The following is an 11,785-nucleotide window of genomic DNA, read 5'->3' as shown; positions in this document are numbered from 1 at the left end:
GGACCCGGTCCGCGGCATACGGGCTCCGCCAGCCCTCGGCGACGACATGACCGCCCCGCAGCACCATGAGGCTGTGGAGCCCGAGGTCGTCGCGCTCGGCGACGTCGAGGAAGGCAAGCAGGCCGCGGGCATCGACACCGCGGGCAGAGGGGTGGCTGCGAGGAAGGGTCACGAATGGACGTTACCCGCGCGGGGGTCACCGCGTGCACGAGACGGGGCGCGTCTCGGCGGGTGGGCCTGCCTAGGAGATCGGGGCGTATGCCGCGCCGCGGGCTTCCAGCGCCGCCTGGCCGCCGTCGATGGCGGTGAGGATCCACAGGCCGTCCGCTCGGACGGCAACCGAGTGCTCCCAGTGCGCGGCGCGCGACCCGTCGGTCGTCACGACCGTCCAGTCGTCGTCGAGCACCCGGGTCTGGGTGGTCCCCAGGGTCACCATCGGCTCGATGGCGCCGGTGAACCCGTCGACCAGCTTGGGCCCGGTCTCCCGCACGGCGTAGTTCGGGATCTGCGGGTCCATGTGCATCTGCTGGCCGATGCCGTGGCCGACGTACTCGTCGACCACACCGTAGGTGTGGCCGTCGCGAGCGGCGGCGTCGCCGATGGCGCCCTCCACGGCGTCCCCCACGGCATACAAGCGGCCACCGACCTGCATCGCGGCGATGCCGGCATACAGGCTCTCCTCGGTCGCCGCGATGAGGTCGAGGTCCTCGGGCCGGGCGGCCTCCGGGCCGCCGACGACCGCCGTGAAGGCGGCATCGCCGTTCCAGCCCTTGACCTCCGCGCCGCAGTCGATCGACACGACGTCGCCTGCCTCGAGGACGCGCCCACCAGGTATGCCCTGAACGACCTCCTCGTTGACGCTCGTGCACAGCGTGTGGTGGTACCCGGGGACGAGCTGGAAGTTGGGGACGCCACCGTGGCTCCGGATGAAGTCCTCGGCGAGGCGGTCCAGCTCCAGCGTGGTGATGCCCGGGCGGATGTGATCGGACAGCAGCGCGAGGGTACGACCGACGAGCAGCCCCGCCTCACGCATGAGGAGGAGCTGCTCGTCGGTGCGGCCCTGAAGCCGGCGGCGTCCGAACATCGTGGTGCTCAGTGGTGCGGCAGCGCGGCGATGACGCGGTCGGTGACCTCGTCGACCCCGCCCATGCCGTCCACCTTGACCAGCAGGCCGACGAGCTCGTAGTGCTCGGACAGGGGGGCGGTCTCCTTGCGGTAGATCGCCTGGCGCTCGCGGATGACGTCCTCGGTGTCGTCAGCGCGGCCCTCGGTCTCGGCGCGCTTGAGCAGGCGCTCGACAACGGCCTCCTCGTCGACCTCGAGCTCGATCACCGCGTCAAGGGCGTGGTCGTGGCGGGCGAGCATGGCATCGAGTGCGTCGACCTGACCAGAGGTGCGCGGGTAGCCGTCGAGCAGGAAGCCGTTCGTGGCGTCGTCCCACGACAGGCGGTCCTCGACGATCTCGTTGGTCACCTCGTCGGGGACATAGCCGCCGGAGGCGAGGATGTCCTGGACGCGGCGACCGAGCTCGGTCTGCTCCTTGATGTTGGCGCGGAAGATGTCGCCGGTGGAGATGGCGGGGATGCCGAGCCGCTCGGCGATGCGTGCCGCCTGGGTGCCCTTACCCGCGCCCGGCGGGCCGAGGATGATCAGTCGCATTAACGGAGGAACCCTTCGTAGTGGCGCTGCTGCAGCTGCGCCTCGATCTGCTTGACCGTCTCGAGGCCCACACCGACGACGATGAGGATCGAGGTTCCGCCGAAGGGGAAGTTCTGGTTCGCACCGACGAGCACGAGAGCCACGAGCGGGATCAAGGAGATGGCTGCAAGATAGATGGCACCCGGCACGGTGATTCGGGTCAGAACGTAGTTGAGGTACTCGGCCGTGGGTCGCCCGGCCCGGATACCCGGGATGAAGCCGCCGTACTTCTTCATGTTGTCGGCGACCTCGGTCGGGTTGAACGTGATCGACACGTAGAAGAACGTGAAGAAGATGATCAGGGCCGTGTAGATGATCATGTAGACCGGGTGGTCGCCCTTGGTGAGGTTGGCCTGGACCCACTGCACCCACTCCGGCGGCGTCTTGGTCGGGTCCGTGTTGAACTGGGCGATCATGCCGGGCAGAGCCATGAGCGAGGCCGCGAAGATGACCGGGATGACGTTCGCCATGTTGACCTTGAGCGGGATGTAGGTCGACGTGCCGCCGTACATGCGACGGCCGACCATCCGCTTGGCGTACTGGACCGGGATGCGGCGCTGCGACTGCTCCACGAAGACCACCGCGGCGATGACGAACATCCCGAGGACGACGATTCCGAGGAAGGTCCCCCAGCCCTGGTTGTTCTTGATCGCCCAGAGGGCCCCGGGGAAGGTGGCCGCGATGGAGATGAAGATGAGCAGGGACATACCGTTGCCGACGCCACGGTCGGTGATGAGCTCGCCGAACCACATGATCAGGCCGGTGCCGGCCGTCATGGTGAGGACCATGATGAGGATCGTCACGAACGAGTCGTCGGTGAGGATGTTGGTGCACTGCGGACCGAACAGGGTCTGCGGGTTCCTGGCGAACGTGACGAGCGTCGCCGACTGGAGGACCGCGAGGCCGATGGTGAGGTAACGCGTGTACTGCGTCATCTTCGTCGTGCCGGCCTGACCCTCCTTCTTCAGCTCCTCGAAGCGAGGGATGACCACCGTGAGCAGCTGCACGATGATGCTCGCCGTGATGTACGGCATGATCCCGAGCGCGAAGACGGACAGCTGCAGCAGGGCACCGCCGCTGAAGAGGTTCGCGAGGTTGAGGAAGCCGGACGTCGCGTCACCCGTGGGATCGCGAGTCTCGAGGCAGTTCTGCACCAGCGGGTAGCTCACACCCGGCGTCGGCAGGTGCGAGCCCAGCCGGAACAGCACGATGATGCCGAGGGTGAAGAGCAGCTTGTTGCGCAGGTCCGGGGTACGGAACGCGCGAACGAAGGCGGCGAGCACAGGGTCCTCCTGGGGGCCAACCCGGTGGGGCCGGCTGAAGTCAGCAATCCGTCGAAGATTAACGCAAAGGCGCAGCGCCCCGGGCACCGTCCCCGCTTGGCCGATGTCACATCGACCGGGGAAACAGGCGCCCGGGGCGCTGGGTCACACGAGGTGTGGGATGGTCACGCGGACCGCTCAGCGCTCGGAGAGGGCCTTGACCGAGCCGCCAGCGGCCTCGATCTTCTCCTTGGCCGCGGCCGAGAACTTGTGTGCCTCGACGTCGACCTTGACCGAGATCTGCCCCGTGCCGAGCACCTTGACCGGGTGGCCGTTGCGAACGGCGCCCCGGGCCACGAGGTCCTCGACGGAGACCTGCCCACCCTCGGGGAAGAGGGCCTCCAGGCGGTCCAGGTTCACGACCTGGTACTCGGTGCGGAACGGGTTCTTGAAGCCGCGCAGCTTGGGGAGGCGCATGTGCAGGGGCATCGAGCCGCCCTCGAAACGCTCCGGGATCTGGTTGCGAGCCTTGCTGCCCTTGGTGCCGCGACCGGCGGTCTTGCCCTTGGAGCCCTCACCGCGACCCACGCGGGTCTTTGCGGTCTTGGCCCCGGGAGCCGGACGCAGATGGTGCACCTTGAGGGCGGTCTCGCCGTGCTTCTTGGTGGCCATGGTCAGTCAACCTCCTCGACGGTGACCAGGTGAGTCACCGTCTTGACCATCCCGCGGATCTCGGGACGGTCCTCCTTGACGACGACGTCGCCAATGCGCTTCAGACCGAGGCTGCGCAGCGTGTCACGCTGGTTCTGCTTGCCGCCGATCTCGGAACGGGTCTGGGTCACCTTGAGGCGTGCCATCACGCACCGGCCTTCTCGGCCGCGGCGGCCCTGGCGTCGGCGAGACCGGCAGCGCGGGCCTTGAGCATGGCGGCCGGGGCCACCTCCTCGAGCGACTTGCCGCGGCGGGCGGCAACAGACTCGGGACGCTCGAGATCGCGGAGGGCCTGCGCCGTCGCGTGCACGATGTTGATGGCGTTGTCGGAACCCAGCGACTTGGAGAGGACGTCGTGGATGCCGGCGCACTCCAGGACCGCACGGACCGGGCCACCGGCGATGACACCGGTACCGGGAGCGGCGGGGCGGAGCATGACGACTCCAGCGGCGGCCTCGCCCTGGACGGGGTGCGGGATGGTGCCCTGGATCCGCGGGACCTTGAAGAAGCCCTTCTTGGCCTCCTCGACACCCTTGGCGATCGCCGCGGGGACCTCCTTGGCCTTGCCGTAGCCCACGCCCACGGTGCCGTCACCGTCACCGACGACGACGAGGGCGGTGAAGCTGAAGCGACGGCCACCCTTGACGACCTTGGCGACGCGGTTGATCGTCACGACGCGCTCGACGTACTGGTTCTTCTCGGCATCACGGCTCTCGCGGCTGTCACGGCCGCCGCGGCGGTCCTGACGCTCGCCGCGCTCGCCGCGCTCGCCGCGCTCACCGGCGGGGCCGGTGCCTCGACGCTGCTGTCCGGGCATCAGATGTTCCTCATCTCGATAGCGGTCACGTGGTGCATGGTCGCGATGTCACTCACAGGGACAGCCCACCTTCGCGGGCGCCCTCGGCGATGGCCGCGACGCGACCGTGGTACTTGTTGCCTCCGCGGTCGAAGACCACGGCCTCGATGCCAGCGCTCTTGGCGCGGGCCGCGACGAGCTCGCCGACCTTCTTGGCCTTGGCGGTCTTGTCGCCCTCGAAGGAGCGCAGGTCGGCCTCCATCGTCGAGGCGGACGCGACGGTCTTGCCGACCGTGTCGTCGACGACCTGGACGTACAGGTGCCGGCTCGAACGGGAGACGACGAGTCGCGGGCGGGCCGGGGTGCCGGCGATCTTCTTGCGACCGCGCACCTGGCGACGAATGCGGGCGGCAGCCGCTGACTTGCCGCGCTTGATGGTCATTGCCATGGCTTACTTACCGGCCTTTCCAACCTTGCGACGGATCTGCTCGCCCGCGTAGCGAACGCCCTTGCCCTTGTAGGGGTCGGGCTTGCGCAGCTTGCGGATGTTCGCGGCGACCTCACCGACGCGCTGCTTGTCGATGCCCTGCACCGAGAAGCGCGTCGGGTTCTCGACGGCGAAGCTGATCCCGCTCTCCGCCTTGACGAGGATGGGGTGCGAGTACCCGAGGGAGAACTCGAGGTCCGAGCCCTTCGCCGCGACACGGTAACCCGTGCCGTAGATCTCCATCTTCTTCTCGTAGCCCTCGGTGACACCGAGGACCATGTTGTTCAGGAGCGAGCGGGTCAGGCCGTGGAGCGAGCGCGACTCGCGCTCGTCGTTGGGCCGCTTGACCTCGAGGGTTCCATCCGCCTGCTCGACGGTGATCGGGGCCGGCACGGTGAGCGAGAGCTCGCCCTTGGGACCCTTGACCACGATGTCCTGGCCGTCGACGGTGACGTCGACACCGGTCGGGATGGAGACAGGGAGTCGTCCGATTCGCGACATGTCAGTGTCTCCTTACCAGACGTAGGCGAGGACTTCCCCACCCACGCCCTTCTCGTGTGCCTGCCGGTCGGTCAGCAGACCGCTCGACGTCGAAAGGATCGCGACGCCGAGGCCACCGAGAACCCTGGGCAGGTTCGTCGACTTGGCGTAGACGCGCAGACCAGGCTTGCTCACGCGGCGCACACCGGCAATGGAGCGCTCGCGGTTCGGGCCGTACTTGAGGTCGATGGTCAGGGTCTGGCCGACCTCGGCCTCCTCGACCTTCCAGGAGGCGATGTAGCCCTCGGCCTGGAGGATCTCGGCGATGTTCTTCTTCAGCTTCGAGTACGGCATGGAGACCGTGTCGTGGTGCGCCGAGTTGGCGTTCCGCACGCGGGTCAGCATGTCCGCAATCGGGTCAGTCATGGTCATGTGGGCTCTCCGCCCTTCCTCACCGGGGTTTCGACTCGGCTCGCGCCTCGCTGGCTCATCGGGTCGAGCCGACCTACGGTGTCAGAGGTTCTTTGGGTGGTTCTCTTGGGTTTGAGGTGTGGCTGCTCGGATCGGGGATCCGACGTCACCAGGAGCTCTTGGTCACGCCCGGCAGCTCGCCCGCGTGAGCCATCTCGCGAAGGCAGATGCGGCAGAGGCCGAACTTGCGGTACACCGAGTGCGGGCGACCGCACTTCTGGCAGCGGGTGTACGCGCGGACCTTGAACTTCGGCTTCCGGTTCGCCTTGTTGATCAGCGCGGTCTTGGCCATGTCAGTTCTCCTTGAAGGGGAAGCCGAGCGCCTTGAGCAGCGCGCGACCCTCGTCATCGTTGGTCGCCGTGGTGACCACGGTGATGTCCATGCCCCGGACCCGGTCGATCTTGTCCTGGTCGATCTCGTGGAACATCGACTGCTCGGTCAGACCGAACGTGTAGTTGCCGCGACCGTCGAACTGCTTCGGTGACAGCCCACGGAAGTCGCGGATGCGCGGGAGGGCGATCGACACGAGGCGGTCGAGGAACTCCCACATCCGGTCACCCCGCAGCGTTGCGTGCGCGCCGATCGGCATGCCCTCACGCAGCTTGAACTGGGCGATCGACTTGCGAGCCTTGGTCACGACCGGCTTCTGGCCGGTGATGTCCGTGAGATCGCGGACGGCGCCCTCGATGAGCTTGCTGTCCTTGGCCGCGTCGCCGACGCCCATGTTGACGACGACCTTGAGGACGCCGGGCACCTGCATGACGTTGCCGTAGCCGAACTGCTCCTGGAGCGCGGACTTGATCTCGTCGTGGTAGCGCTGCTTGAGGCGAGGCCTGCTCGGCACCGTCGCGGTGGCGGTGGTGGTGGTCTCAGTCATGTTCAGAGGTCCTTGTCCGACGTGACCGCGACACGGACGCGGGACGCCTTCTGGCGGCCACCGCGCTCGACGGTCTCGACACGCGTCTTGATGCGCGTCGGCTTCTTCGTCTCCGGGTCGACGATGGCCACGTTGCTCACATGGATCGCGGCCTCGGTGTGGGTCAGGCCACCGGTCCGGGTGCCACGAGCGGTGGCTCCCGCCTTGATGTGCTTGGTGACGCGGTTGATGCCCTCGACCAGCACGCGCTGGGTCTCCGGGTAGACCGCGATGACCTTGCCCTGCTTGCCCCGGTCGCCGCCGTTCTTCTGGCTGCGGCCGGAGATGACCTGGACGAGGTCGCCCTTCTTGATCTTCATCTTCTGCTTGTTGTTGGCAGCCATGTTCACAGCACCTCCGGCGCGAGCGAGATGATCTTCATGAACTTCTTCTCGCGCAGCTCACGGCCGACCGGGCCGAAGATACGGGTCCCGCGGGGGTCACCGTCAGCCTTGAGGATCACCGCAGCGTTCTCGTCGAACTTGATGTAGGAACCGTCGGCGCGGCGACGCTCCTTGACCGTGCGGACGATGACCGCCTTGACGACGTCACCCTTCTTGACGTTGCCGCCCGGGATGGCGTCCTTGACGGTGGCGACGATGGTGTCGCCGATGCCGGCGTACCGACGGCCCGAACCACCGAGAACACGGATGCAAAGAAGCTCCTTGGCACCGGTGTTGTCGGCGACGCGCAGTCGCGACTCCTGCTGAATCACTGTCTAACTCCTGTCGTCGTGCTGGTTCTCTCGAAAAGAATTCGCGCTCAGCGCGATTTCTTTTCGAGAGCCTTGCCGAACCAAATGGAAACGTTCTGTTTGGGGCCGGGCCCAGCGGCATACGAAAAACGCTTTGACCGTATGCCGCCCTGCTGACTCCCTGACATTCCGCACAGATCCAGCCACGCGGGTTGTCGGGGGGTCCACGGGGGGCAGAGCCCCCCGTGTGCTACTTGGCCTTCTCGAGGATGGAGACGATGCGCCAGTGCTTCGTCGCGGAGAGCGGACGCGTCTCCATGATGAGCACGCGGTCGCCGACGCCGGCCTCGTTCTTCTCGTCGTGCGCCTTGACCTTGCTGGTGCGCCGGATGACCTTGCTGTAGAGGGTGTGCTTGACGCGGTCCTCCACCTCGACGACAACGGTCTTGTCCATCTTGTCGCTCACCACGTAGCCCTGGCGGGTCTTGCGGTCGTTGCGCGCGCTGGACTTCTCGTTGGTCTGCTCGGGGGTCTGCTCGCTCATGCCTGGGCCTCCTCGTCAGCCGCCTCAGCCTTCTTGGCCGACTTCTTCTCGGCCTTCGCGGCCTTCTTCTCCGCCTTCGCGGCCTTCGCGTCCGCCTTGTCGGCAGACTCGCCCGCCGCGGGAGCTGCGGGGGCCGAGCCGATGCCCAGCTCGCGCTCACGCATCTCGGTGTAGATCCGCGCGATGTCCTTCTTCACGGCGCGCAGCCGGCCATGGTTGTCCAGCTGCCCGGTGGCCGACTGGAACCGGAGGTTGAACAGCTCCTCCTTGGACTTGCGCAACGCGTCGGCGAGGCGGTCGTCGTCCATGCCACGCAGCTGCTCGGGAGCCAGGTCCTTGGTACCCACTGCCATCAGATGTCACCGCCTTCACGCGCAACGAACCGGCACTTCATCGGGAGCTTGTGCATCGCGAGACGCATCGCCTCACGGGCAACCGGCTCGGTCACGCCCGAGAGCTCGAACATGACCCGGCCCGGCTTGACGTTGGCGACCCACCACTCCGGCGAACCCTTACCGGAACCCATCCGGGTCTCGGCCGGCTTCTTCGTCAGCGGACGGTCCGGGTAGATGTTGATCCACACCTTTCCACCACGCTTGATGTAGCGGGTCATCGCGATACGCGCGGACTCGATCTGTCGGTTCGTCACGTAGGCCGGCTCGAGAGCCTGGATGCCGTAGTCGCCGAAGGCGATCTGCGTGCCGCCCTTGGCAGCGCCCGAGCGGCCCGGGTGGTGCTGCTTGCGGTGCTTGACTCGACGGGGAATCAACATGGTCAGGCCTGCTCATTCTCGGTGGCGGCCGGGGCAGCAGCCTCGGTGCTCACCGTGGACACGGTGGACTCGGCGGCAGCCGTCTCACGGGGAGCGGCGGCCTCGGTGCGGTCACCACGACGGGCGCGGTTCGGACGACCCTCGCCGTCCCGGCGCGGGCCACGCGACGGACGCGGGGCGGCGGCCTGCTGGGCTGCGAGCTCCTTCGCCGTCAGGTCACCCTTGTAGATCCACACCTTGACGCCGATCCGGCCGAACGTCGTGCGGGCCTCGTAGAAGCCGTAGTCGATGTTGGCGCGGAGCGTGTGCAGTGGGACCCGGCCCTCGCGGTAGAACTCGGTCCGGCTCATCTCGGCGCCGTTCAGGCGGCCGGAGACCTGGACCCGGATGCCCTTTGCACCGGCGCGCTGCGCGGACTGCATGCCCTTGCGCATGGCGCGGCGGAAGGAGACACGGGCCGAGAGCTGCTCGGCGATACCCTGCGCGACCAGCTGGGCGTCCACCTCGGGGTTCTTCACCTCGAGGATGTTGAGCTGGACCTGCTTGCCGGTGAGCTTCTCGAGCTCGCCGCGGATGCGGTCGGCCTCGGCGCCGCGGCGGCCGATGACGATGCCGGGACGCGCGGTGTGGATGTCGACGCGGACGCGGTCACGCGTGCGCTCGATCTCGACCTTGGCGATGCCGGCGCGCTCCATGCCGGTCTCCATGAGGCGGCGGATCGCGACGTCTTCCTTCACGTAGTCGCGATAGCGCTGCCCGGCCTTGGTCGAGTCCGCGAACCAGCGGCTCTTGTGGTCGGTGGTGATGCCCAGACGGAAGCCATGGGGGTTGACCTTCTGACCCATCAGCGGGCTCCCTTCTTCTCGAGCTGGGACACGATCACGGTGATGTGGCTCGTGCGCTTGTTGATGCGACCGGCGCGGCCCTGGGCACGCGGACGGAAGCGCTTCATGGTTGGGCCCTCGTCGACGAACGCCGCGGTGATGACGAGGTTGCGCTCGTCGAAGGCCACCGACTCACGGTCCGCCTTGAACCGCGCGTTGGCGATGGCGCTCTCGAGCACCTTCTTCACCGGGTCGGAGGCCGACTGCGGCGCGAACGTGAGAGTCGTGACGGCGTCGGTGGCAGCCTTGCCGCGGATCAGGTCCACGACGCGGCGAGCCTTCTGCGGGCTGACACGGACGTGGCGTGCCGAGGCCTTGGCTTCCATGACACTTTCCTTGGTTTGGGGCGTTGCAGTGGCCATCAGCGACGACGACCCTTCTTGTCGTCCTTCACGTGCCCCTTGAACGTGCGGGTGGGGGCGAACTCGCCGAGCTTGTGGCCGACCATCGACTCGGTGACGAACACCGGGACGTGCTTGCGGCCGTCGTGCACCGCGATCGTGTGGCCGAGCATGGCCGGGACGATCATGGAGCGGCGGGACCAGGTCTTGATGACGTTCTTGGTGCCCGCTTCGTTCTGGACGTCCACCTTCTTGATCAGGTGGTCGTCGACGAAGGGCCCCTTCTTCAGGCTACGAGGCATCTCAACCCGTCCTTAGCGCTTCTTGTTCGTCTTGCGGCGGCGGACGATGTACTTGTTCGACGCCTTCTTGGGCGAACGAGTACGGCCTTCCTTCTTGCCCCACGGGGACACGGGGTGACGGCCACCGGAGGTCCGGCCCTCACCACCACCGTGCGGGTGGTCAACCGGGTTCATCACGACACCACGGACGGTCGGGCGAACGCCCAGCCACCGCTTACGGCCGGCCTTGCCCCAGTTGATGTTGCTCTGCTCGGCGTTGCCGACCTCACCGATGGTGGCGCGGCAGCGGACGTCGACCAGGCGGATCTCACCGGACGGCATGCGGAGGTGGGCCATCGAGCCCTCCTTCGCGAGCAGCTGCACGGAGGCACCGGCGGAGCGGGCGAACTTGGCACCGCCACCGGGACGGAGCTCGATCGCGTGGATCGTGGTACCGACCGGGATGTTGCGGAGGGCCAGGTTGTTGCCCGGCTTGATGTCGGCCCCGGGACCGTTCTCGACGCGGTCACCCTGCTGCAGGTTGCGCGGGGCGAGGATGTAGCGCTTCTCGCCGTCGGCGTAGTGCAGCAGCGCGATGCGCGCGGTGCGGTTGGGGTCGTACTCGATGTGCGCGACCTTCGCCGGCACGCCGTCCTTGTCGTGACGACGGAAGTCGATCACTCGGTAGGCGCGCTTGTGTCCGCCACCCTGGTGGCGAACGGTCACACGACCGGCGTTGTTACGGCCGCCCTTGCTGTGCAGGGGGCGGACCAGCGACTTCTCCGGCGTGGACCGCGTGACCTCGACGAAGTCGGCGACGCTGGCGCCACGACGGCCCGGCGTAGTCGGCTTGTACTTGCGGATTCCCATTTCTCAGTCCTCGTCCGATATCGGACGATCCGGACCGCCCTTAGGCGGTCGGACCGCCGAAGATGTCGATACGGTCGCCCTCGGCGAGGGTCACGATCGCGCGCTTGCTGCCGGCACGCTGACCGAAACCGGTCTTCGTGCGCTTGCGCTTGCCCTGGCGGTTGATCGTGTTGACCCCGGTGACCTTGACGTCGAAGACCGCCTGGACGGCCTGCTTGATCTGGGTCTTGTTGGCGTTCGGGTCGACGATGAACGTGTACTTGTTCTCGTCGAGGAGCGCGTAGCTCTTCTCGGAGACGACCGGCTTCAGCAGGACGTCACGGGGGTCCGTGTACGACTTGCTCAGCGGGGTCTCGACGGTGTTCTTGCCCTCGGTGGCGTGCCGCCTCGCCTTGGCGATGCGGGCCGCCTTGGCGGCCTTGGCCGCCTTGGGGGCAATGCTCGGGTGACGCGTAGCCATCAGGCCTCGCTCCCTTCAGCGGTCGCGGCGGCCGGCGTACGGGCGGCCACGAAGGCCTCCAGGGCGGCCTGGGTGAAGACCACGTCGTCCGAGACGAGCACGTCGTACGTGTTGAGC

Annotated in this window: 21 protein-coding genes and 1 pseudogene; all 22 read right to left on the bottom strand. The window is 67.3% G+C overall.

The genetic code is table 11. The annotated features are described in order from the left end of the window. Positions 1-241: 241 nt before the first annotated feature. The gene (gene map, locus ABF401_RS13030) at positions 242-1,084 is read right to left on the bottom strand and encodes a type I methionyl aminopeptidase (protein WP_353509993.1); all 843 of its coding nucleotides are present in this window, start codon (positions 1,082-1,084) and stop codon (positions 242-244) included. Between the two features lie 8 nt (positions 1,085-1,092). Then, complete coding sequence (locus ABF401_RS13025) at positions 1,093-1,659, bottom strand: adenylate kinase (RefSeq protein WP_353509992.1); 567 nt, start codon at positions 1,657-1,659, stop codon at positions 1,093-1,095. Beyond that, positions 1,659-2,981 (bottom strand): preprotein translocase subunit SecY, encoded by a 1,323-nt coding sequence (gene secY, locus ABF401_RS13020; RefSeq protein WP_353509991.1) that lies wholly within the window; start codon positions 2,979-2,981, stop codon positions 1,659-1,661. The genes ABF401_RS13025 and secY overlap by 1 nt, the downstream gene beginning before the upstream one ends. A 177-nt stretch (positions 2,982-3,158) precedes the next feature. Continuing rightward, entirely contained in the window at positions 3,159-3,632 is a 474-nt protein-coding gene (gene rplO, locus ABF401_RS13015; RefSeq protein WP_353509990.1) for a 50S ribosomal protein L15, read from the bottom strand. Positions 3,633-3,634: 2 nt separating this feature from the next. Then, the gene (gene rpmD, locus ABF401_RS13010; RefSeq protein ID WP_045191891.1) at positions 3,635-3,817 is read right to left on the bottom strand and encodes a 50S ribosomal protein L30; all 183 of its coding nucleotides are present in this window, start codon (positions 3,815-3,817) and stop codon (positions 3,635-3,637) included. Next, complete coding sequence (gene rpsE, locus ABF401_RS13005; RefSeq protein ID WP_353509989.1) at positions 3,817-4,488, bottom strand: 30S ribosomal protein S5; 672 nt, start codon at positions 4,486-4,488, stop codon at positions 3,817-3,819. The genes rpmD and rpsE overlap by 1 nt, the downstream gene beginning before the upstream one ends. 52 nt (positions 4,489-4,540) lie before the next feature. Then, entirely contained in the window at positions 4,541-4,915 is a 375-nt protein-coding gene (gene rplR / locus ABF401_RS13000) for a 50S ribosomal protein L18 (RefSeq protein ID WP_353509988.1), read from the bottom strand. Between the two features lie 3 nt (positions 4,916-4,918). Beyond that, entirely contained in the window at positions 4,919-5,455 is a 537-nt protein-coding gene (gene rplF / locus ABF401_RS12995; protein ID WP_353509987.1) for a 50S ribosomal protein L6, read from the bottom strand. A 12-nt stretch (positions 5,456-5,467) separates the two neighbouring features. Next, the gene (gene rpsH / locus ABF401_RS12990; protein ID WP_353509986.1) at positions 5,468-5,866 is read right to left on the bottom strand and encodes a 30S ribosomal protein S8; all 399 of its coding nucleotides are present in this window, start codon (positions 5,864-5,866) and stop codon (positions 5,468-5,470) included. 145 nt (positions 5,867-6,011) lie between these two features. Then, entirely contained in the window at positions 6,012-6,197 is a 186-nt protein-coding gene (locus ABF401_RS12985; protein WP_013493557.1) for a type Z 30S ribosomal protein S14, read from the bottom strand. Position 6,198: 1 nt separating this feature from the next. After that, positions 6,199-6,783 (bottom strand): 50S ribosomal protein L5, encoded by a 585-nt coding sequence (gene rplE / locus ABF401_RS12980; RefSeq protein ID WP_353509985.1) that lies wholly within the window; start codon positions 6,781-6,783, stop codon positions 6,199-6,201. Between the two features lie 2 nt (positions 6,784-6,785). Next, positions 6,786-7,166, bottom strand: coding sequence for a 50S ribosomal protein L24 (rplX, locus tag ABF401_RS12975; protein ID WP_353509984.1), 381 nt, complete (start codon positions 7,164-7,166; stop codon positions 6,786-6,788). Between the two features lie 2 nt (positions 7,167-7,168). Next, positions 7,169-7,537 (bottom strand): 50S ribosomal protein L14, encoded by a 369-nt coding sequence (rplN, locus tag ABF401_RS12970; RefSeq protein ID WP_142181405.1) that lies wholly within the window; start codon positions 7,535-7,537, stop codon positions 7,169-7,171. Between the two features lie 229 nt (positions 7,538-7,766). Continuing rightward, on the bottom strand, positions 7,767-8,060 hold the full coding sequence (rpsQ, locus tag ABF401_RS12965) for a 30S ribosomal protein S17 (protein ID WP_353509983.1): 294 nt from the start codon (positions 8,058-8,060) through the stop codon (positions 7,767-7,769). Next, positions 8,057-8,413 (bottom strand): 50S ribosomal protein L29, encoded by a 357-nt coding sequence (rpmC, locus tag ABF401_RS12960; protein WP_353509982.1) that lies wholly within the window; start codon positions 8,411-8,413, stop codon positions 8,057-8,059. The genes rpsQ and rpmC overlap by 4 nt, the downstream gene beginning before the upstream one ends. Then, the gene (rplP, locus tag ABF401_RS12955; protein WP_353509981.1) at positions 8,413-8,832 is read right to left on the bottom strand and encodes a 50S ribosomal protein L16; all 420 of its coding nucleotides are present in this window, start codon (positions 8,830-8,832) and stop codon (positions 8,413-8,415) included. Before rplP ends, rpmC begins: the two co-directional genes overlap by 1 nt. A gap of 2 nt (positions 8,833-8,834) precedes the next feature. Beyond that, complete coding sequence (gene rpsC, locus ABF401_RS12950; protein ID WP_353509980.1) at positions 8,835-9,677, bottom strand: 30S ribosomal protein S3; 843 nt, start codon at positions 9,675-9,677, stop codon at positions 8,835-8,837. Further along, positions 9,677-10,042: a 50S ribosomal protein L22 gene (rplV, locus tag ABF401_RS12945; RefSeq protein WP_353509979.1), complete on the bottom strand. Its 366-nt coding sequence runs from the start codon at positions 10,040-10,042 to the stop codon at positions 9,677-9,679. The genes rpsC and rplV overlap by 1 nt, the downstream gene beginning before the upstream one ends. Before the next feature lie 35 nt (positions 10,043-10,077). Further along, entirely contained in the window at positions 10,078-10,359 is a 282-nt protein-coding gene (rpsS, locus tag ABF401_RS12940; protein WP_353509978.1) for a 30S ribosomal protein S19, read from the bottom strand. Positions 10,360-10,371: 12 nt separating this feature from the next. After that, positions 10,372-11,208, bottom strand: a complete 837-nt coding sequence (rplB, locus tag ABF401_RS12935; RefSeq protein ID WP_031167077.1) for a 50S ribosomal protein L2 — start codon at positions 11,206-11,208, stop codon at positions 10,372-10,374. A gap of 40 nt (positions 11,209-11,248) precedes the next feature. Beyond that, positions 11,249-11,554, bottom strand: a complete 306-nt coding sequence (gene rplW, locus ABF401_RS12930; RefSeq protein ID WP_353509994.1) for a 50S ribosomal protein L23 — start codon at positions 11,552-11,554, stop codon at positions 11,249-11,251. A gap of 113 nt (positions 11,555-11,667) precedes the next feature. Beyond that, positions 11,668-11,785, bottom strand: a pseudogene (locus ABF401_RS12925) (50S ribosomal protein L4); the annotation flags it as partial.

The sequence above is a fragment of the Intrasporangium sp. genome (genome assembly GCF_040414665.1).
Lineage (GTDB): Bacteria > Actinomycetota > Actinomycetes > Actinomycetales > Dermatophilaceae > Intrasporangium.
This window is presented reverse-complemented; position numbering and strand designations above follow the sequence as displayed.